At 57.8% G+C, this 26,306-nt stretch carries 30 protein-coding genes, 2 tRNA genes and 1 other RNA gene; 11 read left to right on the top strand and 22 right to left on the bottom strand.

The features are described 5' to 3' along the window. Positions 1-110: 110 nt before the first annotated feature. On the top strand, positions 111-1,031 hold the full coding sequence (locus H9C73_RS01460) for a LysR family transcriptional regulator (RefSeq protein WP_209286005.1): 921 nt from the start codon (positions 111-113) through the stop codon (positions 1,029-1,031). Positions 1,032-1,068: 37 nt separating this feature from the next. Here the strand turns inward: H9C73_RS01460 and H9C73_RS01455 are convergent, their stop codons facing one another. Continuing rightward, positions 1,069-1,512, bottom strand: a complete 444-nt coding sequence (locus H9C73_RS01455) for a phosphate-starvation-inducible PsiE family protein (protein WP_209286004.1) — start codon at positions 1,510-1,512, stop codon at positions 1,069-1,071. 126 nt (positions 1,513-1,638) lie between these two features. Here H9C73_RS01455 and H9C73_RS01450 point away from each other — a divergent pair, with 126 nt between their 5' ends. Continuing rightward, a complete protein-coding gene (locus H9C73_RS01450) occupies positions 1,639-2,991 on the top strand; it encodes a DASH family cryptochrome (RefSeq protein ID WP_209286003.1) in 1,353 nt (450 codons plus the stop codon). Positions 2,992-3,060: 69 nt separating this feature from the next. Here H9C73_RS01450 and H9C73_RS01445 read toward each other — a convergent pair whose 3' ends face one another. The 6 genes from H9C73_RS01445 to alr are packed head-to-tail and all read right to left on the bottom strand — an operon-like array spanning position 3,061 to position 8,436. Continuing rightward, positions 3,061-3,918 carry a D-amino acid aminotransferase gene (locus H9C73_RS01445; RefSeq protein ID WP_209286002.1) on the bottom strand — a complete coding sequence of 286 codons (858 nt, stop codon included), beginning with the start codon at positions 3,916-3,918 and terminating at the stop codon, positions 3,061-3,063. 50 nt (positions 3,919-3,968) lie between these two features. Then, a complete protein-coding gene (locus tag H9C73_RS01440; RefSeq protein ID WP_209286001.1) occupies positions 3,969-4,841 on the bottom strand; it encodes a DUF4392 domain-containing protein in 873 nt (290 codons plus the stop codon). An 18-nt stretch (positions 4,842-4,859) separates the two neighbouring features. Next, the gene (locus tag H9C73_RS01435) at positions 4,860-5,810 is read right to left on the bottom strand and encodes a 5-oxoprolinase subunit C family protein (protein ID WP_209286000.1); all 951 of its coding nucleotides are present in this window, start codon (positions 5,808-5,810) and stop codon (positions 4,860-4,862) included. Continuing rightward, complete coding sequence (gene pxpB, locus H9C73_RS01430) at positions 5,803-6,492, bottom strand: 5-oxoprolinase subunit PxpB (RefSeq protein WP_209285999.1); 690 nt, start codon at positions 6,490-6,492, stop codon at positions 5,803-5,805. The genes H9C73_RS01435 and pxpB overlap by 8 nt, the downstream gene beginning before the upstream one ends. A 12-nt stretch (positions 6,493-6,504) precedes the next feature. Further along, a complete protein-coding gene (locus tag H9C73_RS01425; RefSeq protein ID WP_209285998.1) occupies positions 6,505-7,290 on the bottom strand; it encodes a putative hydro-lyase in 786 nt (261 codons plus the stop codon). Further along, complete coding sequence (gene alr / locus H9C73_RS01420; RefSeq protein ID WP_209285997.1) at positions 7,291-8,436, bottom strand: alanine racemase; 1,146 nt, start codon at positions 8,434-8,436, stop codon at positions 7,291-7,293. It lies immediately after the preceding gene. Between the two features lie 324 nt (positions 8,437-8,760). On the opposite strand from alr, the gene H9C73_RS01415 reads away from it, so the two are divergent. After that, the gene (locus tag H9C73_RS01415; protein ID WP_209285996.1) at positions 8,761-9,741 is read left to right on the top strand and encodes a nucleoid-associated protein; all 981 of its coding nucleotides are present in this window, start codon (positions 8,761-8,763) and stop codon (positions 9,739-9,741) included. Here the strand turns inward: H9C73_RS01415 and H9C73_RS01410 are convergent, their stop codons facing one another. Continuing rightward, positions 9,742-10,695, bottom strand: a complete 954-nt coding sequence (locus H9C73_RS01410) for a sensor histidine kinase (protein ID WP_209285995.1) — start codon at positions 10,693-10,695, stop codon at positions 9,742-9,744. It abuts the gene before it with no gap. Continuing rightward, positions 10,692-11,234, bottom strand: coding sequence for a heme NO-binding domain-containing protein (locus tag H9C73_RS01405; RefSeq protein ID WP_209285994.1), 543 nt, complete (start codon positions 11,232-11,234; stop codon positions 10,692-10,694). Before H9C73_RS01405 ends, H9C73_RS01410 begins: the two co-directional genes overlap by 4 nt. Before the next feature lie 188 nt (positions 11,235-11,422). On the opposite strand from H9C73_RS01405, the gene H9C73_RS01400 reads away from it, so the two are divergent. Then, on the top strand, positions 11,423-12,118 hold the full coding sequence (locus tag H9C73_RS01400) for a pseudouridine synthase (protein ID WP_209285993.1): 696 nt from the start codon (positions 11,423-11,425) through the stop codon (positions 12,116-12,118). A 59-nt stretch (positions 12,119-12,177) separates the two neighbouring features. Next, positions 12,178-12,999 (top strand): endonuclease/exonuclease/phosphatase family protein, encoded by an 822-nt coding sequence (locus H9C73_RS01395; RefSeq protein WP_209285992.1) that lies wholly within the window; start codon positions 12,178-12,180, stop codon positions 12,997-12,999. On the opposite strand, the gene H9C73_RS01390 is transcribed toward H9C73_RS01395, so the two are convergent. The 3 genes from H9C73_RS01390 to rsmI form a co-directional block, all read right to left on the bottom strand. Further along, on the bottom strand, positions 12,994-13,548 hold the full coding sequence (locus tag H9C73_RS01390; protein WP_328797916.1) for a DUF2238 domain-containing protein: 555 nt from the start codon (positions 13,546-13,548) through the stop codon (positions 12,994-12,996). The two genes, H9C73_RS01395 and H9C73_RS01390, sit on opposite strands and share 6 nt — an antisense overlap. A 128-nt stretch (positions 13,549-13,676) precedes the next feature. Then, positions 13,677-14,029: RNase P RNA component class A (rnpB, locus tag H9C73_RS01385), an RNA gene on the bottom strand. Positions 14,030-14,070: 41 nt separating this feature from the next. Further along, on the bottom strand, positions 14,071-14,904 hold the full coding sequence (gene rsmI / locus H9C73_RS01380) for a 16S rRNA (cytidine(1402)-2'-O)-methyltransferase (protein ID WP_209285991.1): 834 nt from the start codon (positions 14,902-14,904) through the stop codon (positions 14,071-14,073). 35 nt (positions 14,905-14,939) lie between these two features. Here rsmI and H9C73_RS01375 point away from each other — a divergent pair, with 35 nt between their 5' ends. From H9C73_RS01375 to H9C73_RS01360, 4 genes are read left to right on the top strand one after another with little or no spacing between them, the layout of a single operon-like run. Beyond that, complete coding sequence (locus tag H9C73_RS01375) at positions 14,940-16,835, top strand: penicillin-binding protein activator (protein ID WP_209285990.1); 1,896 nt, start codon at positions 14,940-14,942, stop codon at positions 16,833-16,835. A gap of 14 nt (positions 16,836-16,849) precedes the next feature. Next, entirely contained in the window at positions 16,850-17,209 is a 360-nt protein-coding gene (locus H9C73_RS01370) for a YraN family protein (RefSeq protein ID WP_209285989.1), read from the top strand. An 18-nt stretch (positions 17,210-17,227) separates the two neighbouring features. Continuing rightward, the gene (locus tag H9C73_RS01365) at positions 17,228-17,812 is read left to right on the top strand and encodes an SIS domain-containing protein (protein ID WP_209285988.1); all 585 of its coding nucleotides are present in this window, start codon (positions 17,228-17,230) and stop codon (positions 17,810-17,812) included. A 6-nt stretch (positions 17,813-17,818) separates the two neighbouring features. After that, positions 17,819-18,394: a BON domain-containing protein gene (locus H9C73_RS01360; RefSeq protein ID WP_209285987.1), complete on the top strand. Its 576-nt coding sequence runs from the start codon at positions 17,819-17,821 to the stop codon at positions 18,392-18,394. Between the two features lie 42 nt (positions 18,395-18,436). Here the strand turns inward: H9C73_RS01360 and H9C73_RS01355 are convergent, their stop codons facing one another. The 10 genes from H9C73_RS01355 to H9C73_RS01310 form a co-directional block, all read right to left on the bottom strand. Continuing rightward, entirely contained in the window at positions 18,437-18,916 is a 480-nt protein-coding gene (locus H9C73_RS01355; RefSeq protein ID WP_209285986.1) for a ClpXP protease specificity-enhancing factor, read from the bottom strand. A gap of 134 nt (positions 18,917-19,050) precedes the next feature. Further along, positions 19,051-19,683: a glutathione S-transferase N-terminal domain-containing protein gene (locus tag H9C73_RS01350; protein WP_209285985.1), complete on the bottom strand. Its 633-nt coding sequence runs from the start codon at positions 19,681-19,683 to the stop codon at positions 19,051-19,053. 93 nt (positions 19,684-19,776) lie between these two features. Further along, positions 19,777-20,547: a cytochrome c1 gene (locus H9C73_RS01345; protein ID WP_209285984.1), complete on the bottom strand. Its 771-nt coding sequence runs from the start codon at positions 20,545-20,547 to the stop codon at positions 19,777-19,779. Further along, a complete protein-coding gene (locus H9C73_RS01340; protein WP_209285983.1) occupies positions 20,547-21,803 on the bottom strand; it encodes a cytochrome b in 1,257 nt (418 codons plus the stop codon). Before H9C73_RS01340 ends, H9C73_RS01345 begins: the two co-directional genes overlap by 1 nt. Further along, the gene (gene petA, locus H9C73_RS01335; RefSeq protein WP_209285982.1) at positions 21,803-22,399 is read right to left on the bottom strand and encodes a ubiquinol-cytochrome c reductase iron-sulfur subunit; all 597 of its coding nucleotides are present in this window, start codon (positions 22,397-22,399) and stop codon (positions 21,803-21,805) included. The genes H9C73_RS01340 and petA overlap by 1 nt, the downstream gene beginning before the upstream one ends. A gap of 263 nt (positions 22,400-22,662) precedes the next feature. Further along, positions 22,663-23,055, bottom strand: coding sequence for a 30S ribosomal protein S9 (gene rpsI, locus H9C73_RS01330; RefSeq protein ID WP_209285981.1), 393 nt, complete (start codon positions 23,053-23,055; stop codon positions 22,663-22,665). Between the two features lie 13 nt (positions 23,056-23,068). Further along, a complete protein-coding gene (gene rplM, locus H9C73_RS01325; protein WP_209285980.1) occupies positions 23,069-23,497 on the bottom strand; it encodes a 50S ribosomal protein L13 in 429 nt (142 codons plus the stop codon). A 181-nt stretch (positions 23,498-23,678) separates the two neighbouring features. After that, complete coding sequence (gene zapE / locus H9C73_RS01320) at positions 23,679-24,785, bottom strand: cell division protein ZapE (protein WP_209285979.1); 1,107 nt, start codon at positions 24,783-24,785, stop codon at positions 23,679-23,681. A 97-nt stretch (positions 24,786-24,882) separates the two neighbouring features. Continuing rightward, entirely contained in the window at positions 24,883-25,596 is a 714-nt protein-coding gene (locus tag H9C73_RS01315) for an LrgB family protein (protein ID WP_209285978.1), read from the bottom strand. Next, positions 25,589-25,957, bottom strand: a complete 369-nt coding sequence (locus H9C73_RS01310; protein ID WP_209285977.1) for a CidA/LrgA family protein — start codon at positions 25,955-25,957, stop codon at positions 25,589-25,591. Before H9C73_RS01310 ends, H9C73_RS01315 begins: the two co-directional genes overlap by 8 nt. 173 nt (positions 25,958-26,130) lie before the next feature. On the opposite strand from H9C73_RS01310, the gene H9C73_RS01305 reads away from it, so the two are divergent. Together H9C73_RS01305 and H9C73_RS01300 are read left to right on the top strand one after the other, a co-directional pair. Further along, positions 26,131-26,207: transfer RNA gene (locus tag H9C73_RS01305), tRNA-Pro, on the top strand. 24 nt (positions 26,208-26,231) lie between these two features. Next, a tRNA-Pro gene (locus tag H9C73_RS01300) sits at positions 26,232-26,305 on the top strand. Position 26,306 lies beyond the last annotated feature (1 nt).

Genomic DNA, 26,306 nt, shown 5'->3' with positions numbered 1-26,306 from the left:
TCCCGTTCAGGGAAATTGATTAAGATGAATCTCGATCATGCAATTCACTCAGGGCATGCACGACCGGCAGCGACAGCCTGCTCTCATGCCCCATCGCGCCTGGACACACTATGGGACAACGCAAATTCTGGCTGGGCCAGGTGGGTGACTACGAGATTAAGCAGCTCAAGGTGTTCACCACGGTTGTTGATTGCGGCGGCTTTTCCGCGGCAGAGACCGAGCTCAATATCACGCGCTCCACCATCAGCATTCATATCGCCAACCTGGAATCCCGCCTGAACCTGACGCTCTGCCAGCGCGGACGGGCCGGCTTTTCCCTGACGGATGAAGGGCGCATCATTTATGACTCGGCCAGGCAGCTGTTCGATGCGCTGGAAGAGTTCAGATCAACCGTGAACAACCTGAACTCCACCCTTTCAGGCGACCTGAGGCTGCTGTTCTCTGATACGGTCAGCGGTGATCCCAGGCTGCAGCTGCCGGAGCTGATTCATCAGCTGCATGAGCAGGCACCGGATGTGTACATCACCGTTGATGTGGCATCCATGAGCACGATTGAGCAGAAGGTGATCAACGAGGAAGCGGAAATCGGCTTCGTGCCCTTGCACCGGGAAATTGAAGGGCTGGAGTACATCCACCTGTTCACGGATGTATGCCGCCTCTACTGCCACCGCACACATCCGCTGTACAAGGTGCCTGAGCGCCAGCTAACCGATGAGGTGATCGACTCCCAGGCCCTGATCCAGGCCGGACTCAAGCCACACAAGGGCGCCATCCACCTGATTGAGCCCATGGACCCACGGGCCACGGCCTATTATTACGAAACCCGGCTGGCGATGATCCGCTCAGGCATGTATGTCGGTTTCCTGCCCGAATATTACGTTGAGCAGAACACCCCAACGGGCGAACTGCGCGCCCTGCAACCTGAAAAGCGCCATTACCATCTGGATTCCGGCGCTATCGTGCGCAAATCGGCCCGCCCCAACAAGGCACGCGACCTCTTTCTTGAACTGCTGCGGCAAAAACTGGGTTGAGCCGCCCCACCCACTTAATGTCAAAGTACCAGGGGGGTCAGTGATCCCCTTCATCAGACCCGTGACGTTGAACAATTAGATAAGCAACGCTCATGGCCACTACAATGAGCGCAATCCCCCACAGGTACTCTGATGGCGTCGTGTCCAGGTCCAGAATGATGACCTTCCGTGATATCGCCATCAGAGCCGTAGCAATCACAATCTTGACGTGAATGATATTGTCACGCAGGTAGATGGTGATGTTGATGAATATCTCAATGGCGATCAGAACCGCCATAAAGGCACCAAACGTCGCCAGCATATCCGAGATGGTGAGAATATAGTGAGGGGGTGTAATCAGTCTCTCATACAGCGTCCACCCTACATCCACGACACCCATCATGATGACGAACACCATGAGGATCGCCAGCAGGCGCACTGACCATTTTATCAAGCGCCCCAGTACAGACAGCAACTTCTCATCATGTGGTGTTTTTTCCATTACGCCCCCGCAAAAGGTTGCCCCCTTTACTTCTCAATACTACACCTGATGAGTAATTGCACGGGAATCCGGTAAACCACAGCTGTTATCCGCTGCGTATCAGCCCGTGAACGACAAGGAGCGCTCATGACGACTGGTATTCTCTGGTTCACCCGCGATTTGCGACTGGACGACAACCCGACCTTGATACAGGCAGCCGAAACCTGCGATCAACTGCTGTGTGTGTACCTTCACGACCCGGCTCTGGTTAAGCGACAGCAGTTCAACTCGATTCGCCTGGGCTCAAAGCGTCAGCGCTTTCTGGCGGCCGGGCTGAAAGATCTGTCGGAACAGCTGAGCAGCCTCGGACAGAACCTTGTAGAGCTGAACGGAGATCCCGTCGAGCTGCTGTCATCCCTGATCAGCCAGCTGGGTGTTCGCTGCCTGTTCTGCGCACGGCCCAACGGCTGCTATGAAACCCGGCAACTGGACGCCATACAGCAGCGTTTCCCCCATTTGCAGCTTTCCACTCCCGACAGCTACACCCTGTTTGACCGGCGGGATATCACGCCCGTGCTTGAGGCGTTTCCACCAGGCTTTTCGCGCTTTCGCCGTCAAGTGGAAAACCAGGCCTATCCTGCGCCACTGGGCAGGCCCAACCAGCTGCCGCCGCCCCCCGGCGTTGAAATACCTCAAGTTGAAATACCCCAGGCCGCCCCCTCTGCTGCCGTATCATCAGTGTTCACTTGCAGCGACTGGTTCAGCGGTGGTGAGCTGGCGGCACAGGCGCATCTGGAGCGCTATTTCACCTCAGCCTTGCCTCTGTCCTATAAAGAGGTGCGCAATGCACTGGACGGACTGGACAACGGCACCCGTTTCTCACCCTGGCTGGCGCAGGGCAGCCTGTCACCGCGACGGGTCATGCATGCACTTGGTCAGTACGAGCACACGCATGGCAGCAACGAGTCCACCTACTGGATTTTCTTTGAGCTGCTCTGGCGCGAATACTTCCAGTGGTATGCCGAGCACCACGGCCACCGCCTCTTTCACCCACAGGGTATCGGCAGCAAGCCTCCGCTGACCAGTTTCTATCCCCAGCGCTTCAAGTCCTGGTGTGAGGGCACCACTCCCTGGCCTCTGGTCAACGCCTGCATGCGACAGCTGAAAGCCACCGGCTGGATGTCCAATCGAGGACGGCAGATAGTCGCCAGTTGCCTGGTGAACGAGCTGGAGCTGGACTGGCGCTACGGCGCGGCCTGGTTCGAGCAGGAGTTGATCGATTACGACATGGCCAGCAACTGGGGTAACTGGCAATACCTGGCGGGAGTCGGGGCTGATCCGCGTGGCAAGCGCCACTTTGATATCAGCAAACAGGCACGGCAGTTTGATCCTGAAGGCCTGTTCATACAGCGCTGGGAAGGAAATCAGCCGGCGACACCACTGCACACGGTGGATGCCGCCGACTGGCCGGTGATGCCGCAGGACTCGAGCCTGCATTAATGACACCACCCGGCAGGATAATGCGAACAGAAAGACGAGGCACCGAGCGGTCCGGTGCCTCGCAACTGATCAATAGTTGTACTTGTTTGCGGTATACAGCGCCTGCGCTTTTTCCCATACCGCACCGACACGCCCATCGCCAACCGGCTGTCCATCCAGCTCGATAACCGGCGCAATTTCCTTGCTGGAGCTGGTCAGCCAGATCTCATCCGCATTGCGAACTTCATCCATGGTGACGACACGCTCCTCAACCGGAATGCTGCCATCCTTGCGCAGGATATCAAGCAGCATCAGGCGGGTGATCCCCGGCAGAATCTGGTGATCCAGCGGCGGCGTAATCACCACGCCATCCTTGACGATGTAGGCGTTGCAGGCACTGCCTTCGGTCATCTCGTTGTTGGCGTTATACAGGATGATTTCCTGATTGCCGGAGGCGTGACCCTGCTGAAAGTGCATCACGTTGCCCAGCAGCGCTGTCGATTTGATGTTGCAGCGTTTCCAGCGCAGATCCTCGGTGCTGGAAACCTTGTAGGGCTTCACCTTGTCACGGTCAGCCACGGGGGCCGCCGGAATCTCGAACGCAAACGCAAAGATGGTCGGCTCAACATTTTCCGGGTAGGCATGGTGGCGACGGCTGTCCGCACCACGGCTCACGTGCAGATAGATCCCCAAGTTGCCGGCACCGTTCTTCTCGATCAGGGTGTCACAGACTTCGCGCCAGTCGGCATCGGTAAAGCGGCAGTTGATATCGATCAGCCCGAGGCCTTCGTTCATGCGCTCAATGTGCGGACCAAAGCCCACCAGCTTGCCGTCATAGGAAGGAATCACCTCATAGATGCCATCACCAAACAGGAAGCCACGGTCCATCGGGGAGATGCGGGCTTCTTCCATCGGCATGTATGCGCCGTCCAGATATACAATACTCATACTCTGTCTCCAACTAATAAAACAACGCCCTCAAAGTGGCCAGAGCCACTTCAGGCAAAACCGGTCAGCTGGCGTAGCGCCAGCAACATCGCCTGCCCGTCTGCCGCGGGCAGGCTGTCTTCTGTCAATTCATTCAGACGCGTCACGCCATCCACACTGCCCCGCTCGGACAGGTATTGCAGCACGGCGGTGTTATCGAAGCCTTCCAGCAGGTCTCGCCCGATCAGCCAGCCCAACAGCGCGATCAGCGCATGACCACCCCAGTTGGACACATCTGCCACCACAAGCTCATTGCAGCGCGTCACGGCCGCCTTGATGTCCAGGCTCTGCAGCGCCGGACGCACGTTGCCCATGCCGATCTCGTTGCCACCATCGCCGATGGCGATGGTCGGACAACCGGCCTGATGCATGATTTCGTCAAAGCTGGCGGTATGCTGGCCGATCGATTCACCGCGCATGTTGTAGTAATCGGCATCTTCTGCCTGCCCCGGTCGCTCGATGGAGATCACCAGCGAGGGCTGATGCTGGGCCAGAATGTCATTGGCCAGCTCTCGGCGCGCTTCCAGACTGCGTTCATTCAGCGGCAACCGCTGGATGCGGTAGTCGCCTTCCAGCGCACTGGCCAGCGGATCACCGCACACCAGCACGGGGTGAAGCCCGACCTGCTCCAGTGCCTGATAGAGTGAAATGGCCCCGACAGGCCCATCCGTTTCAAAGGTACCGGCGACCGGAAACCCGGTGCCGATCAGCACAGTGCCACGCGCCTGCTGCAACATCAGCGCCGCGCGCAGACAGTAACCCGGCAGCATGCTGGCCTGAACCTGTGCCATGCCGCGCAGGTTGCGTTTAACCAGCAGGTCTTCGATACGATGACTGAGCGCCATGGCATCCTGGACGCTGTGCTCCATCATGGGGTGAATCATGCAAAAACTCCGTACACCCTATGCGGGCAACAATTGAATACGTTCACGACGCAAGCGTGACAGCCAGAGCTGGTTGTGAGCCTCATCAATGCCGGTTTTCTCAAACCACACACGGGCACCCTGCGTTAACTGGGCCAGGCGTGCCAGATCGGGCGAGAAGACCGAACCCAGCTTGGGATAGCCACCAATCGTCTGACGGTCGTTGAGCAGAATGATCGGCTGGCCGTCGGCCGGTACCTGGATCGCCCCGAGGCAGATGCCTTCAGACAGGATGCCTTCGATATCAGCCTTCACGACCTGACCTTCCAGCCGGTAACCCATGCGGTCACTGCGCTCGGTGGTGGTATATTCACTGCTGTAGAACAGGGCCTGCTGTACGGCATCGAAATGATCCTGCTGATAGCCCGGTATGACGCGCAGGCGAACCTCACGCCCATATTCCGGACGCTCGGCTTCAGGCAGTACCCAAAGATCAGAGGTCGTACTGGCTTCACAGGGCAGGAAGTCCTCCGGCCCGAGCTTGCTGCCGTGCAGCCCTCCAATGCCTTCGCGCACCACCGTTGCGGTACTGCCAAACTGCTGGGGTATCTGGAAGCCGCCGGCAACGGCCAGATAGGCGCGACAGCCTTGAGTCGCATATCCCAGCTCAACCAGATCCCCCGGCTGTACGGCATGGCTGCGCCAGCATTCCTGCTCACGGCCGTTCAGCTTGAGCGGCATATTGGCACCGGTCACGGCGATGCGGGTGGCAACCTGCGCTTCGAGCACCAGCCCGCCAAAGCTGACCTCAAGGCAGGTACTGCCGGTGTCGTTGCCACAGAGGCGGTTGGCCCAGTAAAACGCATCCGGATCCAGTGGCCCGCCCGTGGTCAGGCCGAGGTGATGCTGGCCAAAGCGTCCGGCATCCTGTATCAACGTCATCAGGCCCGGCTGACGGACTTTGAAGCCTGTTCGGGTCATATCATTCATCGTCCAGACTCCCCCCCAGTGCGAAGAACTCATCGCGACTGATCGCCTCAAAGCGAACACGGTCACCGACCTGAACCGGGGACGGTGGCTCTGCGTCGGGGTCGAACATCCGCTTGGGGCAACGTCCGATCAGATTCCAGCCCCCCGGCGATACGGCGGGGTAGATCGCCGTCTGACGGTCTGCAATCCCCACGGCTCCGCGGGGCACACGCTTGCGCGGAGTCGCCAGTCGCGGGCAGGCGATGCGCTCATCCACATCACCCAGATAGGCAAAGCCGGGCGCAAACCCCATCGCATAGACGCGGTACTCGCCCTGCTGATGCAGCTCGACCACCTCTTCAGGTGTCAGCCCGACACGTTCGGCCAGCGAGGTCAGGTCATAGCCGGCATCTTCACCGTAATACACGGGCAAGGTAACCAGACGACCCGCCTCCTGCTCGGTGGCCTCTTCACTGCGCTTGAGCACCTTGCCGATCAGGTGGCGCACTTCAAGGTGATCGGTACGAAAGGGGTCGTACAGCACCAGCAGGGAGGCATAGGAGGGCACCAGATCAATCAGGCGATAGCCAAGCTCATCCCGCAACAGGCTCGCCGCCCGTGCCACAGCCGCTGCGACACCGGGCTGACCATGCTCGCCAAAATAGATAATCAGGGCGCTTTCGCCGGCGATTTCCACTCTCATAGACACCCCACCTCAGAAAACGGACAGTTTGCTGTTGGGCAGGTCGGTGACCAGCATATGGCCCGGGCTATGAGTAATACAGAACGGCGGACGCGACTGTTCAAGAACCACCTGAGGGGTCACGCCACAGGCCCAGAATACGGGGACTTCACCATCGCGGATGCTGACGGCATCACCGAAGTCCGGCGCATCGATATTCTGGATTCCGATCGCTGCCGGGTCTCCAAAGTGGACCGGAGCGCCATGCACGGACGGGAAGCGGCTGCAGATCTGAATCGCGCGGATGGCATCGGCCGGTTTCATCGGGCGCATGGAAACCACCATGTCACCGCTGAATCGACCCGCCGGCTTACAGGCGATATTGGTCCGGTACATGGGAACATTCACCCCTTCGGTGATGTTGCGAATCTCCAGACCATCGGCCAGCAGTGCTTCTTCAAACGAAAACGAACACCCCAGTGCAAAGGTCACCAGATCATCCCGCCAGAGTGCCTGAATGTCTTCCACTTCATTGACGCATTCGCCATTCTCGAAGACACGATAGCGGGGTACATCCGTGCGAATGTCCAGGTCTGCGCCAAGGCTATCAATCTGGAAGTCGCCCGGATTGGACGCCACACCCACCAGCGGACAGGGCTTGGGATTCAGCTGACAGAACAGCAGAAAGTCGGCCGCCCAGTCGCTGGGGAGGATTGCCAGATTGGCCTGCACGAAACCGCGCGCCAGCCCGGAAGTGTTGCCCTTGTGCTGACCGCTGCGGATCGCACGGCGTATTGCCTGCGGGTTGTTCGCATCCATTTATACGTCTCCTGTCAGATCCGGCCGGAAGCGCTCGTTGCGCTCCCCAACCACGACTCCACCTCGCTTGTACACACGGGGCACCCGGTCGGAGATGGAGCACACAATTTCGTAACTGATCGTTTTCAGGTCGCGCGCAGCGTGTTCAACCCTCAGGTTGTCATTCAGCAGGTCCACCTGATCCCCGACCTGAACACTGTCATCTATCTGGATCATGCACTGATCCATACAGATACGACCTACAATAGGATAGCGCTTGCCGTGGATTTCGACCGAACGCCCCTGGTGATACCGCAACCAGCCATCGGCATACCCGATCGGAATGACACCGATACGCACGGGTTCATCGGCAACAAAGGTGCCGCCATAGCTGACGGCACTGCCCGCCTCCAGCGTTTTCACTTGCGTGATGCGGCTGTGCAGTGAAAATGCCTGTTCCAGCTCGAACGGCAGTTCAAAATCATGACTGGGCGGGAGCCCGTACATGGAAATCCCCAACCGGCCCGTGTTCGCACCGGATTGCACGCCGAAGCGTAGCAGGGCTGCACTGTTGGAGAGATGCACGTAACGGAAGGTGCTCAAATCCACCTCGGCCGTCAGGCGCTCCAGCTGTTGCATCTGGGCATCATAGCCTGCGCGCGTCTGCGCATCGGCAGTTGCAAAGTGTGTAAACAGCCCCACCCGGTTCAGCTGCGAGTGGCTGTCGATCAGCTCACAGGCCTGGCGCACACTCTCCGCATCGGTCATACCGATACGGTGCATGCCGGTATCCACCTTCAGGTGAAGATTCACCGGTTTGCCTTCGTAGCAAAGGGCTGCCTCAATCCACTGAAGGTCATGCGCCGTCACGTCGATATCCATCTCGGCGGCAACCGCCAGGTCGGACGGACGAATCGCGCCCATCACCAGAATCGGTACATCCTTGATGGCACGGCGCAGGTGCAGGGCCTCATCCAGGAATGCGACGCTGAGCATGTCAGCACCGGCTTCCAGAGCGGCTCTCGCCACCTCTACGTCCCCATGGCCATAGGCATTGGCCTTCACCACGGCATAGAGGTGCTCAAAGCCGGAATGCTGTTTGATTCTGCTGACATTGTGTTGAATTCGGTCGAGATCAATCTCGGCCCAGGTGTCACGGTAGTACATCGCGCCGCACTCAGAATTTTTGTTTATATAGATTTTACCTTTAGGCTCGCCCTTATACAGTTTTATATTAACAAATATACATCCAGTTATAGATTTTTCTGTCACCAGAAAACTTAAAACAGAAAATTACTCTAAACATAGCCATTAGCCGCCTTAAAGCGACCTTCACTCCGTGGACACTCGTGGACGCGACAACCGTCGATACCGGCTTTGACCGGCTGCTTTAACAGCATATGCCAACGACCGCTGATGAGCGAAAGAGACGATCGCCCCCAAGCTTGTTTATAATCCCCCTCCCGTTCATCCCAAGCCCGGAGTTTGACCATGCCAGCCACCGCCGCCATCGCTCATCGCCTGACACGTCGCACCGGTGACCAGTCTTACAGCCTGCGCGACACGCCCTTCGACCGGGAAGGGCTGAACAACCGCCTGCTGGCCGAACTCAAGCCACTGTTTACCCGCCGCGCCAGCAAGCGCTATGGCTGTTTCGCCGACGAAGCCACCGTATTCAAGGGACTGCTGCTGAACTGGCGTGACGAGACCCTGGGATTTACTCAGTTCACCGCCAAGGTGATCGAACACCTGGCGATGCTGATGGAACAGGAAGATCTGGAGAGCGATGGCCACTGGCTGTTTATCGAGGAGGAGCTTGAAGCCGCGCACCGGCTCTGGATCGCCCAGCTCAAGCAGAAAGACGGACTGCTGCTCAACAGCGATAACGACCTGCAGGAAACCGGCTATATCGACTTCGCCAAGACCGGGCTGTGCGCCTGTATCGACCTGCACGAGCTGAACAACCCCGCGGGCAAGCGCTACCTGACCCTGAGCTTCGGCTTCGGTGACCGCCCGTTGCAACAGCCCTTGATGGGCTTCTTCGGCTTCACCGATACCGTTGATACTCAGGCCGATACCGAGCGCTTTATGGAAGTCGTTTCAGACTACGCCGAATCCATGCCGGAAGAGAACGCCAAACGCTACCAGAAGGAAGTCGCCGAGTTCTGCATGGAGCAATCAAAGGAAGGGGCCGCCGTGAATTACCGTGAGCTGGCCGGCTGCGTGGACTCGGCCGCAGACGTTTCACTGGATGACTTCATTGCCGAGCGTGCACCGGAGATGCAGGAAGAGTTTATTCCGGATCGCAGCAGCCTGAAAAAATATATCCGCTACACCGGCCGCACCAAGGAAGTCTCGATCAGCTTCAGCAACGAATCACTGGGCAAATCCATCACCTTCGACCCGGCCAGTGAAACCCTGACCCTGAACGACCTGCCCTCCGCTCTGATCAAGCAACTCAAGGGCGAATAGCTATTCGGCCATCAATGGCAGTCTGATCACGAACCGGGTGCCCTGTCCCGGTTCGCTGTCCACCGATATCTCGCCACCATGATCCTGGATGATGCCCCAGGTGATTGAAAGACCAAGGCCGGTCCCCTCCCCCACAGGCTTGGTGGTATAGAAAGGCGTAAAGATCTCTTTCAGCACGCCCTCATCCATGCCGCAACCGTTGTCCTCAAACATCAAAACGGCCTGACCATTATCAGCCCGTGAACTGAGCTTGAGTGCTGGCCGAGCGGTTTCCTCCATGGCATGCACGGCATTAACGATCAGATTGGTAAAAACCTGATTGATTTCGTTGAGGTTACACCGAACCGGCGGCAAGGGGTCGAGGTCCAGCTCGACGGTGACGCGGTTCTTCAACTCGTTATGCAGCAGGCGAAGCGTCGACTTGAGCGCATCCACCAGATCGGACGGCTCACGCTCCCCCTCCTGCAGGCGCGAGAAGCTGCGCAGGCTGTGCACAATATCCCTGACCCGGTCCAGCCCTTCCTGAGTGTCGGCAATCACGTCGGGAAAATCTTCCTGCATGAACGCCAGGTCCTGCGCCTGCTCCAGTCGCGCCCATTCCTCCTGCAGTGCAGCCGGCAACGCTCCCATCACCTCTGGCTGCTGGATGAAGCGCACCAGCTGGTCATAGGCTTCTATATAGTCCCTGGCCGCCGAAACATTACTGATCACATAGGCCAGCGGGTTGTTGATCTCATGCGCCACACCAGCGGTGAGCGTCCCCAGCGTTGCCAGCTTTTCATTCTGTACCAGCGCAGCCTGCTGCTGCTGCAACTGCTCGTAGCTTTCTTCAAGCCGCCGATTCTGCTGGTACAGTTCGCGCGACTTGTCTTCCAGCAACTGTTCGGCTTTCAGGCGTGCAGCACGTTCACGCTCATAGGCAGCCTTGTATGGGTTATCGGCCGGTGTATTCATGCAACCACATTCACCTCAAGCACACATTGGTCAGCTCCATCATGCATGCACTGGCGATGCCGAATCTCGACGGTATCACCGTAGCGCCTGGCAGCCCCAAAGGTCAGCCCTTCGGCCAACATGCAGAGCTTACGCTCCGAGAAGTAATACATCAGCAGCTGGTGCTCGGCGGTTCTTTCACACCGAATACGCGGCAACCCCGGGTTCTGGTACAGCTTGTTGACTTCGACATGGATCACACTGTCGATGCTGTCCAAGAAGCTGAACAGGTCCGGGCAGCGCTCAATGAAAACGGGATAGCGCTCCGCAAGAGCGCCGAACATGTACTCGCCAAACGCTTTCACCACTGATTGAGCCGGTATTTCCAGGTAGTCGGAAACCGTTCCTACCAGCGCAAAAAGCTCTTCATCCGGGTAAGAAATGGCGGAGGTATAAACACCGGAGGCAGCCTGTGTACGTGACAGGATCTCATTCCAGGCCTCCATGCCCTTTTCCTCGAGGACCATCTCTTCAAGGATATTAAATACAACTCCCTTCATAACACTGACCTCTTGCAGGCAGCTTGATAAAGTACGGCTGCCGGGTGCCTTGATTACTCCACACGCTAGTTCAAAGGCGTGAAATTGTGAAGCTTATACCGATTCCGTTTCTGATAAGCGACAAGATACCATGGCCGATATCAACAGGCCTCGACAGACATCAACATTCATAGCCAGGATTTGAGCCCTTGCGCCTTGACCGTTTCATCTGCAAACACACCGCCTTCAGTCACAAGACATCACGCACACTGGTCGCGACTGGACAGGTGCAGGTCAACAGCCTGTGCACGACTGACCCACGCCAGCAGATCAATCAATTTGATCAGGTGTTGCTCAACGGCCAGTTATTGCAGGGGAGCACTCCGCTCTATTGGATGCTGAACAAGCCACCCGGTTACCTGAGCGCTACAGAGGATCCAGTTCACCCTACCGTGCTTGAGCTGATGCCTGCGGAGCTGCGCACGCAACTTCACCTGGCTGGACGCCTTGATCGCGCCACCACCGGGCTGATGCTGCTGACCAACGATGGGCGCTGGTCACGCCGGGTCACGGCCCCCGAAACCCGCATTCCCAAAACCTACCGGGTCCGAACCGCCACTCCCATAGCAACGGAGGCTGAATCGCGGTTCAAAGAAGGTATTTGGCTGCAGCGCGAAGGGGTGTATACCTCGCCAGCCAGTATTGAGCGCCTCAGCGACACCGAGTGCCGGCTGACCATTTATGAAGGCCGCCACCATCAGGTCAAGCGCATGTTCGCCGCCGTTGGCAATGAGGTCACCGCCCTGCACCGTGAGCGTATCGGCAGGGTGACGCTGGATAGCGCGCTTGAGCCGGGCGACAGCCGGCCACTGACACAGGATGAAGTTCAGGCTTTCATGCCCTGACTGGACGCAGGCAAGACCCTTGATTAGGCTCAAGGGGTGTTGCTGCCCGGAGCCCGCCCATGCATGAAGCTGTTCTCAAACAGATGCCCCACCCCGAGCCACCCGGCTCCCCCGGCACTAAGGCGCGCACGTCGCTCAAACTGCTCAGCTTCAATATTCAGGTGGGGATTCGGACCAACGCCTTTCACCACTATGTAACCCGCAGCTGGCAGCACCTGCTTCCCCATACCCGGCGCCAGCAAACACTGGAGCAGATTGGGCGCCTGCTGCGACATTATGATCTGGTTGCCCTGCAGGAGTGTGATGGCGGCAGTCTGCGCAGCGGGTTCATCAATCAGGTCGAATACCTGGCTGAAGCGGGCCAGTTTCCGTTCTGGTACCAGCAGCTGAACCGAAACCTGGGGCGCGTCGCTCAACACAGCAACGGTGTCCTCAGCCGAATCGAGCCGGCCGAAATTGAAGACCACCCGCTTCCCGGTCTCATTCCCGGCCGCGGTGCCATCCTGGCTCGACTGGGAAAGGGGCAGCACAGCCTGCTGATCATCGTGCTGCACCTGGCGCTCGGCGCACGGGCACAAGACCGCCAACTGCGTTATGTGCGTGAACTGATTGAGCACCACCGGCACGTCATTTTGATGGGGGATATGAACAACCCGCTTGAGCACCTCCTGTCCCGGCCAGCACTGAAAGGGCTGGACCTGATCTACGCGGAGGAAACACTGCATACCTACCCGAGCTGGAAACCCAGACACGCCCTGGATCATATCCTGATTACGCCTGACCTGGAGCTGCGCAAGGCCGAAGTGCTGGACTGGACGATTTCAGATCATCGCCCCATCGCCATGGAAGTCGGCCTGCCCGAATGCCTGCACTACTTATGAACGCAGGTGGCTGATCTGCCTGTCATGGAGTCGGGGTAACAGCAGCAGCGCCAGTACAGCTCCCAACAGCGCGAACCCCATATCGGACTGGGTGTCCCACACATAGCCCTGGGTGCCTAAAAACGACTCGGCCGCCGTATCCGACAGCAGCGCCACCCACCACTCGATCAATTCATAAAAGGCACTGAAGCCGAGGCAAAATGACGTAATCAGCAGGTTGCGCCAGGCAGCCCCATTGACCACCTGTAAACGCAGCAGAACCTCTCGCGCAGCAATGGCAGGTACGAAGCCCTGAAAGAAGTGCCCCAGCTTGTCGTAGTTATTGCGTTCGGCCCCAAAGAGCCCATCAAACAGCGGCACCTGAGCGTAGGTGTAATGCCCACCGATCATCAGAATGATGCAGTGTGCCAGTATAAGGCCGTATAAGAGAGGGGTCAGGGGAAAGCGCTGGCGTGTCGACAGCAGCAGCGCAGCCGCCATCAGCGCCGGGGCCACTTCAAGCCACCAGGTCAGGCGGTCATGGGGCTCAACGGCAGACCAGGCTAGCACGGCGAGGAAAATCAGACTCCAGAGATACTTGATGGCGGCAGACTCCTGTCAGGCTTGACGGAATCAGTACAGCGCAGCTCACAGGCTGGGTCAATACCGCGCTGGAGAACTGAACGGAGGGAAACAGGAGTGAGAGTCTGCCGTAAGCCGGGTTTTGTCGTGGGCAATCATTCATCTAGGGCCAGCGTCGCCACTGGCCTCAAGCGACCTACCCGGACCCGGCGCGGGCCACGCCTTAATGGGTCCCTATTTGGTCTTGCTCCGGGTGGGGTTTACCATCGCCGTGGAGTGTTGCCACCCACGCGGTGCGCTCTTACCGCACCATTTCAACCTTACCGGCATCCGAAGATGCTTAGGCGGTATACTTTCTGTTGCACTTTCCGTCGGCTCACGCCGCCCAGACGTTATCTGGCACCTTGCCCAGTGGAGCCCGGACTTTCCTCCCCTGCGCGAACGCAGCAGCGATTGCCTGGCAGACTCTCGGCGCGCAGTATATAGGTCTGCGCCCGTTACGCAAGCAAATCAGTCGATCAGCAACGGGTAAAGGCGGTTTTTCTTGTAACCGGTGATCTCGGCCGCCACACCTGCTGCCTTTTTCGGAGGCAGTTCCCTGGCCAGAATCCGCAGTATGCGCTCGGCTTCGGGGTCGATGCTCTCATCATCGAGCACTTTTTCGGCACCCTGTACCAGTACCACAAACTCGCCCCGTTGCTGGTTGGTATCTGCCTGAATCCACGTCACCAGATTGTCCAGGCTGTCACCGTGAAGCGTCTCGAACGTTTTGGTCAGCTCGCGCGCAACGACGGCATATCGCTCGGCACCAAATGCCGCCGTCATCGCCTTGAGGCTATCCACAATGCGGTGTGTCGATTCGTAAAACACCAGGGTTTCAGTATTTCCGGCCAGAGCCTCCAGTGCCTGCTGACGCGCACCGCTTTTGGCCGGCAGGAAACCGATGAACTGGAACCTGTCTGATGGCAGACCCGAGGCCGACAGTGCCGCCACGAAGGCACAACAACCGGGCACAGGCGAGACTTTAAAGCCGGCCTCGCGCACGGCACGTACAAGGTGATAGCCCGGGTCGGATATCAGCGGCGTTCCTGCATCGCTGACCAGCGCCACACTCTCGCCCGCACGCAGCAGGTTGATGACATGCTCTGCCCGCTGGCGCTCGTTATGATCATGCACTGAAATCATGGGCACTTTAATGTTAAAGTGAGACAGCAAACGTCCGCTATGACGGGTGTCTTCGGCAGCGACATGATCCACGCTTGCCAACACATCCCGCGCGCGGTCAGAGAGGTCTGCGAGGTTACCGATCGGCGTTGCGACGATATAGAGAACCGGTTCAGACATTAAGGATACCCATTGGTTGCTAGGACCCTGATTATATGACGATTTTGCACCGGCTGTCTTTTGGCCTCCTGCTGACAGCGGCACTGGTCAGCGGCTGCTCCACCCCGCAAAAGCCTCCTCAGGTCGTCGATACCACGACTGTCGTAACTCAAACACCTCAGCAGCTCCTGGCTGAAGCGGCCAGCCAGCCACCGGTGCCGGCCGCTCGCCTGAGACTCAGAGCCGCCCAGATGCTGCTGGAAGCAGACCAGCAGGAGCCGGCACTGAACGCACTGCGCGAGATCGAGCTGACCAGCCTGCCACCGGAGCTCCTGCTGGAGGTCGTGACCCTGCGGCTGCCGATTGAAAACGATGCCAACGCCCGCCTGATGCTTGAGCAATTGGACCGCGACAGCCTGAATCAGCTGCCGGCCGAGCTCCAGGCCCAGATGGCCCGCTTGCGTGCCGGCGCCCTGCTGCAGCAGAACAATCCACTTGCAGCCGCGCGCGAACTGATGCTGAGCAGCCAGTTGAGCCTGGACCCAGACGAGCAGCAGCAATACCACAACCAAATCTGGCAGACGTTACTGCAGGTCCCCGAGTCCCAACTGCGAAACGCACTTGCCAAGGGCAATGACTATTTCGAGCAGGGCTGGTTCGAGCTGGCCCTGATGCTGCGTCCGGTCACCGACCTGCCGGCCCGTGAAAAAGCCCTCAGTGAATGGCGCCTGCTGTGGGAGTCACACCCCGCCATAAAACTGCCGCCCGAAGGCCTGATGGGCATTCAAATGAGTGGCGAAATACTCTCAGCCAACCGAATCGGCGTCATCCTGCCCCTCACCGGGGATCTGGCGACACCTGCAGCAGCCATTCGTGAAGGTATGGATGCTGCGCTGGAGGTTGCCCGCCAACAGGGCCAGCCCACCCCGACCCTGGTCAATATCGACTCGTCTCGTCTGGTCGATGCATCGCAGATCCTGCCTCAGGTCGAACAGTTGAACCTTGACCTGCTGATCGGCCCACTGGATTCGACCCTGATCGAGCAACTGGCGCTGATGCCGGATCTGAACGTGCCCGTACTGGCGCTGAACCCGGCACCTGAAGGCCCCTCCACGCCCTGGCAGCTGGAACTCTCGTCCGAGCACGAGGCCCGCACCGTCGCCGAGCAGGCATTGAACGATGGGCATACCCGCTTTTTGGTCATTACCCCCAACGCCCCCTGGGGTGAGCGTGTCCGTGACACCCTGCGAGCCAGCATCGAGCAGGCCGGTGGCCAGATCGTCGGTACCCTGGCATATGACGCCCGCGCCAATTATGACCACCAGGTGGCCCAGTTGATGATGACGGATGCCAGCCAGACCCGCGAAGACGCGCTGCGCAAGGTGCTGCGTCACCGACTGGAGTTCCAGGAGCGCCGCCGACAGGATGCTGATGCCATCCTGATGACCGCCCTGCCGGACGCTGCCCGACTGATCAAGCCCATGCTGGATTACCATTTTGCAGCCGACCTTCCGGTCTATGCCACCTCACACCTGTACCCGGGCCATCCGGACGCAACGCGTGATGTGGATCTGAACGGTATTCGTTTCTGTGACCTGCCCTGGATCCTTCAGGCACCGTCGGATGCCCACCGCTGGCTCAGCAGCAGCGGCAAGAACACCCTGTCACGCTTCGGGCGCTTGTATGCGCTTGGCATCGACACCATTGAGGTCTACCCCTGGCTGGAACAGCTCGAAAAGACCCCTGGTGCCTACATTGAAGCTGAAACAGGACGCTTGAGCATGCAGCCCAACCGCCGCCTGAAGCGGCAGCTGGCCTGCACCGAGTTCAAGGACGGCATCCCTGCCAGCGTCAGTGAGTACAAGGAGGCCATGGAGCAGGCAGCAGCCGAGGCTTCTGATGCCGCCGAGACAGAAACACCGGAGACACCGCAAACCACCAACCCCCTTTAAAAACGGAGAATGCGATGGATCGCAATCAAATCGGCAAGGATGCCGAACAGCGTGCCGAGCTGTGGCTGCTCAAACAGGGCCTGCAGGCCATTGAGCGAAACGCACACTGCCGACTGGGCGAAATTGACCTGATCATGCAGGACGGCGAACAGCTTGTGTTCGTAGAGGTACGCACACGCAGCCACCGTGATCATGGCGGTGCAGCCGAGTCGGTCGACTGGCGAAAGCAGCAAAAGCTGATTCGTGCCGCCCGCTACCTGCTCAGCCGCAACCCACACTGGAGCCTGTCACCTTGTCGCTTTGATGTGATTGCGTATGAAGGAGACTCGGAGTCTACCCCTCCGATATGGTATAAAGACGCTTTTAGACCCTGAACACCGGAAAGGCTTTAAATGGAACTCGAAGACCGTATTGTCAGCCAGTTTCACAACACCATGGAGATCAATGCTCTCACCATTGAGCAACACACTCCCCTGATAGCTGAAGCCGGTGAACTCCTGCTGCAATGTCTGGTCAGTGAACAGAAGATTTTGTGTGTCGGCAACGGCGGATCAGCGGCACTGGCACAGCACTTCAGCTCACTGCTGCTGAACCGATTCCGTCACGAACGCCCGGGCCTTCCGGCCATGACGCTGAATGATGCGGCGGCCATCAGTGGTATAAGTGAAGAAACCGGCTTTGCCGATGTCTATGCCAAGCAGATTCGTGCGCTGGGACAACCGGGCGATATTCTGCTGCTGATCTCAACCCACGGTCGAGCCAACAGCCTGGTGCAGGCCATACAGGCGGCCCACGATCGTGACATGATGGTCATTGCACTCAGTGGAGGCGATGGTGGCAACATGGCGGCCCTGCTGTTGCCTGACGAAATCGAAATCTGTATTCCGGGCGGAGAAGATGCGCTGATACACGGCGCCCACCTGCTGGTGCTTCACTGCCTGTGTGACCTGATCGAATATCAACTGTTTGGAGGCTGACCCCCAATGCTGAAGCGCCCTCTGATTGCCGTGGTCCTGGCGTCGACTCTGCTCACGTCCGGCTGTTCAACGATTATCAGCAAAACCCGTGAAGCACCGATCCAGGAAGATCCCGGTTCGCGCACTCTGGGACACTATCTGGAAGACGAGTCCATTGAGACCAAGATCCTGGTCAACATCAGCAAGGGGTCACAGGCACTCGCCCAGTCTCATATCAATGTGATCAGCTATAACGGTCAGGTTCTGCTGGTTGGCCAGGTTCCCGACCAAGGTATCAAGGCAGAGGCCGAGCGGATTGCACGCCAGACGCGCCACGTGCGCAAGGTGCATAACGAGCTGGAGATCGCAGGCCCAACCTCAACCATCGTGCGCAGTAACGACGTGTACCTGACCAGCCGCATCAAGGTGCAGATGCTCGCAGACAAGCGTGTAGCCGGCAACCGGATCAAGGTGGTGACTGAAAACGGCGTGGTATACCTGATGGGCCTGGTACGCAGAGATGAAGCGGACACGGCGGTGGATATCACCCGTTCAGTCGCGGGTGTGCGCAAGATCGTCAAGGTATTTGAATACATCGACTGATCCTGCCGAGGCGGCTGCCCTGAACAGGCAGCCGCTGAAGGCTTACTTCACTACACGCAGGGTCGGCTTGGAGCTGCTCTTGCTGCCCTCTTCTGAAGCCGGTGCATCGGTTTCATCAGCCTCTGCCCCGCTGTCCGGGACAGGCGCCAGCTGAGGCTCGTTTTCCTCTGCCTGCTCGGCCTGTTCGATCAACACCTCGGCCCCCGGTTCCATGCCAAAGCCCATCCCCATGCCCGTTTCACGGGTAAAGAGCGCCAGTACGGCCACCATGGGTGCATAGACATTCATGGGCACACCGCCAAAGCGGGCACTGAAACTGATGCCGTCATCATCGATCAGCAGGCCCTGCACGGCACCCGGAGCAATATTGAGGGTAATCTGCCCATCCTGGACAAACTGCTCAGGAACCTGCACGCCCTGAACCCGCGCATCCACCGCAATGTGCGGTGTCATATCATTATCGAGCACCCACTCGTAAAGCGCGCGCAACAAGTAGGGTCGACTGGGTTTGACTGTACTCATCAAGGGTCTCCTGATTATGCCGCATCCTCCATCCCTGAAAGCGGCAGACGCACATCCGGTGCATAAAAAAGGGATGAAGTGACCTCCATCCCGTTTTTAAAGCCCGTGGCTGCCTTTACAGCAACCGAAAGCGATCAGTCACGCAGCTCGCGCTCGTAATCTGACAGACTGGCCTGGAACGCATCGCGCTCGAACAGGCGGTCCATGTAGTCATGCAGCGGCTGAGTCTGGGCTTCCGGCAGCTCGATACCCAGCTGCGGCAGGCGCCACAGGATCGGGGCCAGACAGCAGTCTACCAGCGTGAACTCATCACTCATGAAAAACGGCTTTTCGGCAAAGATCGGGGATACTGCTACCAAGCTGTCGGTCAGCTCTTTACGCGCTTCGTCCAGCTCTGCGTCAGTGCCCTCGTCCGCCAGAATGCGGTCTACCAGTACGCACCAGTCACGCTGAATACGGTGCATGTAGAGGCGGCTTTCCGCGCGTGCAACCGGGTACACCGGCAACAACGGCGGGTGCGGGAAGCGCTCGTCAAGATATTCCATCATGACGTTCGGCTCATACAGTACCAGATCGCGATCCAGCAATGTCGGCAGGCTGTTGTAAGGGTTCTGTGCCGCAACATCCTCCGGCAGCTCGCTTGCTTTACAATCCACAACATCAACTGCCACGCCTTTCTCACAGAGCACGATGCGTACACGGTGACTGTAATGGTCGTAACCATCAGAATAAAAGGTCATGGAAGAACGTTTGGCCACTACGCCCATCGAACTATCCCCATCAAAAGGTTGGTGCTGAAAACAAAAAATCTACGCGGCCTTTCGACCGCGTAGTTTTGGACCTCGGGTTACAACCAGAGATCAGTGTACGTCTTTCCAGTACTCTTTCTTCAGAGCAAAGGCGAATACAAACAGAATCGCCAGGAAGATCAGTACCTTGGTACCCAGACGCTCGGATTCGAGTCGAGAAGGCTCACCCATGTAGGTCATGAAGTTGACCAGGTCGTAAACCGTCTTGTCGAACTCTTCCGGAGACTGTGCACCTGACTCGGATACGGTCAGACATCCGCCCATGGTTTCACCGGTCAGCGGATCGATCTCTGCACTGCCACCATGTGCCAGCTCAGCCGGAGTACAGTGGTTAACCACTTTACCCTGCAGATCTTCCAGAACGTTCGGCATGCCCACATCCGGGAATACCGCGTTGTTCACACCCCAGGGGCGGCTCTCGTCGGTGTAGAAGCTGCGCAGGTAAGTGTAAACCCAGGCAGAACCACGCAGACGCGTTTCCAGTGTCAGGTCGGGCGGCGGCGCACCAAACCAGCCAGCGGCAACTTCTTTCGGCATCGCATTGGTCATGTGGCTGCCGATTTTGGTTTCCGGATCAAAAATCAGGTACTGCTCAACCAGTTCGTTGGGAATACCCAGATCCTGAGCCGCGCGCTCAAAGCGCTGGAAGCCCGCTTCGTGACAGCCCATGCAGCGGTTCACGAAGGTCTGCATGCCACGCTGCAGAGAGGCCTTGTTGGTCAGGTCTGCCTCAAAGGAGTCCAGCGGCACACCGGCACCACCGGCGGCACTGGCTGTCATCGGCGCCAGTGCCAACATCAATGTCATAAAAAACTTTTTCATTAGCCTGTCACCCTTTCCGGAACCGGTTTAGTGCGCTCCATGCGTGTATAGAACGGCATCAGCAGGAAGAATGCGAAGTACAGCGCGGTACAGATCTGAGACACCAGGGTACGGCCCTCAGTCGCCGGCAGTACACCGAGCACACCCAGAATCACGAAGCTGACGATAAAGATCAGCAGCCAGATTTTGCTCAGCCAGCCCTTGTAGCGGATGGACTTGACCGGGCTGCGATCCAGCCAGGGCAGTACGAACAGGATAGCAATCGCAGCACCCATCACCACAACACCCCAGAACTTGGCGTCCAGACCAAACATCGGGAAGGTGATCGCACGCAGCATGGCGTAGAAGGGTGTGAAGTACCAGACCGGCGCAATGTGGTCAGGCGTCTTCAGCGGGTTGGCCGGTTCGAAGTTGGGCTTCTCGAGGAAGTAACCGCCACCTTCCGGGAAGAAGAAGACTACGGTACAGAACACGAACAGGAAGACAACAACACCGACGATGTCTTTAACGGTGTAGTACGGGTGGAACGGGATGCCGTCCAGCGGTACGCCGTTTTCGTCTTTCTTCTCTTTGATTTCAACGCCGTCCGGGTTGTTGGAACCCACTTCGTGCAGGGCAATGATGTGCAGCACAACCAGCGCCAGAATCACGATCGGCAGTGCGATCACGTGCAGCGCGAAGAAGCGGTTCAGAGTGATGCCCGAGATCAGGAAGTCACCACGAATCCACTGTTGCAGGTCAGGGCCGATAACCGGGATGGCACCAAACAGGGAGATGATGACCTGAGCACCCCAGTAAGACATCTGGCCCCAGGGCAGCAGGTAGCCCATGAAGGCTTCAGCCATCAGCGCCAGGTAGATGGTCATACCGAAGATCCACACCAGCTCGCGCGGCTTGCGGTAAGAGCCGTACATGATGCCACGCAGCATGTGCAGGTAGACCACAACGAAGAAGGCAGAAGCACCGGTGGAGTGCAGATAACGCAATAACCAGCCGTATTCCACATCACGCATGATGTATTCAACGGACGCGAACGCTCCTTCTGCGCTCGGGTTGTAGCTCATGGTCAGCCAGATACCGGTCAGGATCTGGTTAACCAGCACCAGCAGTGCCAGGGAGCCAAAAAAGTACCAGAAGTTGAAGTTCTTCGGCGCGTAGTATTTGGACAGGTGATCTTCCCACATGGCGGTTGCCGGGAAGCGATCGTCAATCCAGCCCATCAGGCCCGGATTCCCTTTATTTCGTGTGCCAGCCATTATGCAGTCTCCGGATCAACACCGATAATCAGTGTATTGTCGTCTTCGTACGAATGAGGCGGGATGACCAGGTTGGTCGGCGCCGGTACAGACTTGAATACACGGCCTGAAAGGTCGAAGCGAGAACCGTGACAGGGGCAGAAGAAGCCACCCAGCCAGTTCGGCCCCAGGTCTTCCGGTGCCACTTCTGGACGATAGGTCGGGGAACAGCCCAGGTGGGTACAGATACCGACCATTACGGCAATTTCAGGACGGATCGCGCGAGCAGCGGTTTTCGGAATGTAATCCGGCTGCTGTGGCTTCTCGGAATTTGGATCAGCTACACGGTCGTTCAGCTTTTCCAGGTTGGCCAGTGCCTCTTCGCCGCGGCGGACGATCCACACAGGCTTGCCACGCCACTCTACGGTCATCTGCTGACCAGGCTCCAGCTTGCTGATATCCGCCTTTGCAGGTGCGCCAGCAGCTTTCGCCTTGGCACTCGGATTCCAGGAAGCCACGAACGGGACGGCCGCTCCCACAGCACCTACTGCACCTACTGCAGATGTGGCACCGATCAGGAGACGACGTCGACCCTTATTCACGCCGTCATTGCTCATTAACTTCATCTCCCCTCAATCGACCTGCCGCTTCTGCATGGACACAAAAGACAAACGGGCCGCTCAGTCATGAAAAAACACAAAACCGGTTTGTTCAAATGCGCCGAATGTTAAAGAAAATACCCTTTTTTTACAAGGTAAAATACGCCCTCCATTAGGCGAACACCCATTTTATTGACCTGACCCCAGAAACGAAAAAAGCCCGCAACCACGCGGGCTGCAGGCTTTTTTGCAACGCAGTAGGCGGACGTGCCGCCAGGCGATTAACGCTTGGAGAACTGCGGACGCTTACGGGCTTTGCGCAGACCGACTTTCTTACGCTCAACCATACGTGCATCACGGGTAACGTAACCCGCTTCACGCAGAGCACCGCGCAGAGTTTCGTCGTAGTCCATCAGTGCACGGGTGATACCGTGACGGATCGCACCCGCCTGGCCGAAGCCACCACCGCCTTTAACGGTGATGTGAGCATCGAACTTCTCGACTGTGTCGGTCAGTTCCAGCGGCTGCTTAACGATCATGCGTGCAGTTACACGACCGAAGTACTCTTCCAGAGTACGGTTGTTGATCATGATCTTGCCGGTACCCGGACGCAGGAATACACGTGCAGTAGAGGTTTTACGACGGCCGGTACCGTAATACTGAGTAGTAGACATGTTCACCTTCCCCTTAGATGTTCAGTTCTTTCGGCTGCTGAGCCTGATGCGGATGCTCGGCACCAGCGTACACTTTCAGCTTGGTGTACATGGCACGACCCAGCGGTCCTTTCGGCAGCATGCCTTTAACAGCCAGCTCGATGGTGCGCTCAGGGAAGGTTTCAACCATCTTGTTGAAGTTGGCTTCCTTCAGGCCACCCGGAAAACCGGAGTGACGGTAGTACATTTTGTCGTTGCGCTTCTTGCCGGTCACGTTCACTTTCTCGGCGTTGACAACAACGATGTAGTCACCGGTATCAACGTGCGGAGTGTATTCCGGCTTGTGCTTGCCGCGCAGACGACGTGCAATTTCAGTGGCCAGTCGACCCAGGGTTTTACCCTCGGCGTCAACAACATACCAGTCGCGTTTTACTTCGGCCGGTTTGGCAGTAAAAGTAGTCATGAATGGTTTCACCTTAAAATTTAAGCCTCGGACTCCGACAGGATCGGACAGTCCCGACTTACCTTATAGTTATTGGTTAGTATCCGGAGGGACACTAACGTACACTTTTTCGGCACCCTGCTATCAGGGAGCGCGCATTATACCGACAGAGGCCCTTCATTGAAAGCCCTCTGATCGATAATCAGGCCCGGTGTTCGCGTGCCAGATATTCATGCGACTGCATCTCCAGCAGTCGGCTTTGGGTACGCTCAATCTCGAAGTTCAACCGCCCCTCGGTATAGATGTCGGGAATGGCCACTTCAGCAGAAATGATCAGCTTCACGCCCGAGTCGTAGAACTCGTCCACCAGGTTGATGAATCGACGTGCGGCATCATCGTTTCGGCGTCCCAGCTGAGGCACATTACTCAGCAGCACCGCATGATAGATCTTGCCCAGCTCAATATAGTCGTTCTGAGAGCGCGCGCCCTCGCAGAGGGCACTGAAATCAAACCAGACCACGTCTTCACATACCCGGCGAGCCTGAATCATACGGCCGTTGATCTCCACCTTGGCATCCTGCTGCTCTTCTTCCAGATCAGGCACCAGGCTTTCAAAACTCTTAGCCAGACTCTTGTCCGCCGCTTCATCCAGCGGCCAGTGATAAAGCTCAGCCTGCTCCAGCGTTCTCAGACGGTAATCGACGCCACCGTCCACGTTCACAACCTCGGTGTAACGCTTGAGCATATCGATGGCGGGCAGGAAGCGCTGGCGCTGCAGCCCGTCCTTGTACAGGCCATCCGGCACGATATTGGATGTTGCCACCAGCGAGACGCCGTTGTTGAACAGCTCCTGCATCAGGCCACCCAGAATCATGGCATCTGTAATATCCGACACGAAAAACTCATCGAAGCAGATGATGCGCGCCTCATCGGCATACTTGCGTCCAATTTCGACCAGCGGGTTCTTGGTGCCGTCCAGTGCCTTCAGCTCAGCATGCACTCGCTGCATGAAGCGGTGAAAGTGCGTACGCATTTTGCGCTCAAAAGGCAGGCTGTCGTAAAAGGTGTCCATCAAATAGGTTTTGCCTCGCCCGACACCGCCCCAGAAATAGAGCCCCTTGATGGGTTCCTCTTTCTGCCGCTTGAGCTTGCCGCTCAGGCGCTGCATCAAGCCCGGCTTGGGTGCCCGCTCGGCGGCTACCAGATCATCGTACAACCGCTGCAGGTGCCCAACGGCCATCTCCTGGGTCGGATCATAGGAAAAGTCATCCCGTTCCAGGTCTTTGCGATATCGCTCAAGCGGAGTCATCTCGAATCTGCACCTCTGATCAGTTTATGAACGCCTTAACGGACGCGAACTTTACTGCCGGTCGTTTTTTTTGGCAAATCCGGCACGCCTGCCACCCCTACCCCAGTCCAAGCAGCCGCACCAGCAGGGGCACCAGAAACGCCGTCATCAATCCGGTCATTCCCATCGCAAGTCCGGCGAACGCACCGGCCAGGGAGCTGAACTCAAACGCGAAAGCCGTACCAAAGCCATGTGAAGACAGGCCAAGCGTGAAGCCTCTGACAGCATCATCGTTCACCTTGAGTACCCGAAAAATAACAGGCGCGGTCAAACAGCCGATGGCACCGGTAATCAGGACAAGCCCAGCAGCCAGCGATGGATAGCCGCCGATTTTCTCGGCAATCCCGATGGCAATGGGTGATGTCACCGACTTGGGCGCCAGTGACAGCACTGTTCCTTCCGATGCACCCAGCGCCCAGGCAACGGCCACGACCGACAGGGAAGCTGTTACGGCCCCTACGCAGCAGGCGATCAACAGCGGCAACAGCATTTTCTTCACCCGCTCAAAGTGGTCATACAGCGGAATCGCCAGTGCCACCGTTGCAGGGCCGAGCATGAAATGGATAAATTGCGCCCCGTCGAAATAGGTTTCGTAGTCGGTCCCGGTGAGCCTGAGCAGGACAATGATCAATGTCAGCGCCACCAGCACGGGGTGCAACAGGGGAGTGCCCCCTACCCGTCTGTTCAACCAACTGGTGAAAATGAACGTGGCAATGGTCACGATGATCCACCACAGCGGTCTGGCTTCAAAATAGACCCAGAAATCAGTCATGCCCCTCACCCTTTGCGTCAAGATTGAGGTTGCGAGTCAGGCGTTTGAGGACCAGCGCCGTGACGATGATCGCCAGTACGGTGCTCACCACCAGCGCCACCAGTATGATCAGCCATTCATCGGCGATCAGCTCGGCATGGACTGTCAAACCCACCCCTGCCGGCACAAACAGCAACGCCAGATGCCTTAACAGCCCTTCCGATGGCTCACGAATCATATCCGGAACCCGCCGCAGCACAATCAACCCCACCAGCATCAGCACCATGCCCACAACAGGCCCCGGTACCGGCAGCGAGAGCGCCAGCACCAGCCACTCACCCAACAACTGGCACAGCAACAGCAACAGCAGCCCGACCAACATGATTTTTTCCTCTTTTTCCCAGCCGAAGCAGCGAGTGTACTCATTTTCTTAACATTTTTCCCTTCGACTCTTGGCAAGTGCAGCCGGGCTCTCTATAATGCGCCCCGTTCCTGATTGAGGCGCTCCCGCCACTTTCCTTTCAATCAGAACAAATACTTAGCTTTCAGCTTTGTCGGGGTGTAGCTCAGCCTGGTAGAGCACTGTCTTCGGGAGGCAGGGGTCGTAGGTTCAAATCCTGTCACCCCGACCACTTGCTGAAATCTGAGTATCGAGTCGGGGTGTAGCTCAGCCTGGTAGAGCACTGTCTTCGGGAGGCAGGGGTCGTAGGTTCAAATCCTGTCACCCCGAC

It is taken from the genome of Marinobacterium alkalitolerans, assembly GCF_017776525.1.
GTDB lineage: Bacteria > Pseudomonadota > Gammaproteobacteria > Pseudomonadales > Balneatricaceae > Marinobacterium > Marinobacterium alkalitolerans.
The sequence above is the reverse complement of the archived record's forward strand: the minus strand, read 5'-3'. Positions and strand labels throughout refer to the sequence as shown.

Bases quoted from the DNA above. Each gene is read 5' to 3' on its own strand.
- rsmI (WP_209285991.1), bottom strand. From the start codon at position 14,904: ATGTCTGAACCGGTTCTCTATATCGTCGCAACGCCGATCGGTAACCTC.
- H9C73_RS01345 (WP_209285984.1), bottom strand. From the start codon at position 20,547: ATGAAAAAGTTTTTTATGACATTGATGTTGGCACTGGCGCCGATGACA.
- H9C73_RS01340 (WP_209285983.1), bottom strand. From the start codon at position 21,803: ATGGCTGGCACACGAAATAAAGGGAATCCGGGCCTGATGGGCTGGATT.
- H9C73_RS01460 (WP_209286005.1), top strand. From the start codon at position 111: ATGGGACAACGCAAATTCTGGCTGGGCCAGGTGGGTGACTACGAGATT.
- H9C73_RS01445 (WP_209286002.1), bottom strand. From the start codon at position 3,918: ATGAGTATTGTATATCTGGACGGCGCATACATGCCGATGGAAGAAGCC.
- H9C73_RS01355 (WP_209285986.1), bottom strand. From the start codon at position 18,916: ATGAGTACAGTCAAACCCAGTCGACCCTACTTGTTGCGCGCGCTTTAC.
- H9C73_RS01450 (WP_209286003.1), top strand. From the start codon at position 1,639: ATGACGACTGGTATTCTCTGGTTCACCCGCGATTTGCGACTGGACGAC.
- H9C73_RS01370 (WP_209285989.1), top strand. From the start codon at position 16,850: ATGGATCGCAATCAAATCGGCAAGGATGCCGAACAGCGTGCCGAGCTG.
- H9C73_RS01365 (WP_209285988.1), top strand. From the start codon at position 17,228: ATGGAACTCGAAGACCGTATTGTCAGCCAGTTTCACAACACCATGGAG.
- H9C73_RS01455 (WP_209286004.1), bottom strand. From the start codon at position 1,512: ATGGAAAAAACACCACATGATGAGAAGTTGCTGTCTGTACTGGGGCGC.
- H9C73_RS01405 (WP_209285994.1), bottom strand. From the start codon at position 11,234: ATGAAGGGAGTTGTATTTAATATCCTTGAAGAGATGGTCCTCGAGGAA.
- H9C73_RS01410 (WP_209285995.1), bottom strand. From the start codon at position 10,695: ATGAATACACCGGCCGATAACCCATACAAGGCTGCCTATGAGCGTGAA.
- rpsI (WP_209285981.1), bottom strand. From the start codon at position 23,055: ATGTCTACTACTCAGTATTACGGTACCGGCCGTCGTAAAACCTCTACT.
- H9C73_RS01315 (WP_209285978.1), bottom strand. From the start codon at position 25,596: ATGACTGATTTCTGGGTCTATTTTGAAGCCAGACCGCTGTGGTGGATC.
- H9C73_RS01395 (WP_209285992.1), top strand. From the start codon at position 12,178: ATGCATGAAGCTGTTCTCAAACAGATGCCCCACCCCGAGCCACCCGGC.
- petA (WP_209285982.1), bottom strand. From the start codon at position 22,399: ATGAGCAATGACGGCGTGAATAAGGGTCGACGTCGTCTCCTGATCGGT.
- H9C73_RS01435 (WP_209286000.1), bottom strand. From the start codon at position 5,810: ATGAATGATATGACCCGAACAGGCTTCAAAGTCCGTCAGCCGGGCCTG.
- H9C73_RS01310 (WP_209285977.1), bottom strand. From the start codon at position 25,957: ATGTTGGTCGGGCTGCTGTTGCTGTTGCTGTGCCAGTTGTTGGGTGAG.
- zapE (WP_209285979.1), bottom strand. From the start codon at position 24,785: ATGACTCCGCTTGAGCGATATCGCAAAGACCTGGAACGGGATGACTTT.
- rplM (WP_209285980.1), bottom strand. From the start codon at position 23,497: ATGACTACTTTTACTGCCAAACCGGCCGAAGTAAAACGCGACTGGTAT.
- H9C73_RS01415 (WP_209285996.1), top strand. From the start codon at position 8,761: ATGCCAGCCACCGCCGCCATCGCTCATCGCCTGACACGTCGCACCGGT.
- H9C73_RS01360 (WP_209285987.1), top strand. From the start codon at position 17,819: ATGCTGAAGCGCCCTCTGATTGCCGTGGTCCTGGCGTCGACTCTGCTC.
- H9C73_RS01425 (WP_209285998.1), bottom strand. From the start codon at position 7,290: ATGGATGCGAACAACCCGCAGGCAATACGCCGTGCGATCCGCAGCGGT.
- alr (WP_209285997.1), bottom strand. From the start codon at position 8,436: ATGTACTACCGTGACACCTGGGCCGAGATTGATCTCGACCGAATTCAA.
- H9C73_RS01350 (WP_209285985.1), bottom strand. From the start codon at position 19,683: ATGGGCGTAGTGGCCAAACGTTCTTCCATGACCTTTTATTCTGATGGT.
- H9C73_RS01375 (WP_209285990.1), top strand. From the start codon at position 14,940: ATGACGATTTTGCACCGGCTGTCTTTTGGCCTCCTGCTGACAGCGGCA.
- H9C73_RS01440 (WP_209286001.1), bottom strand. From the start codon at position 4,841: ATGATTCACCCCATGATGGAGCACAGCGTCCAGGATGCCATGGCGCTC.
- pxpB (WP_209285999.1), bottom strand. From the start codon at position 6,492: ATGAGAGTGGAAATCGCCGGCGAAAGCGCCCTGATTATCTATTTTGGC.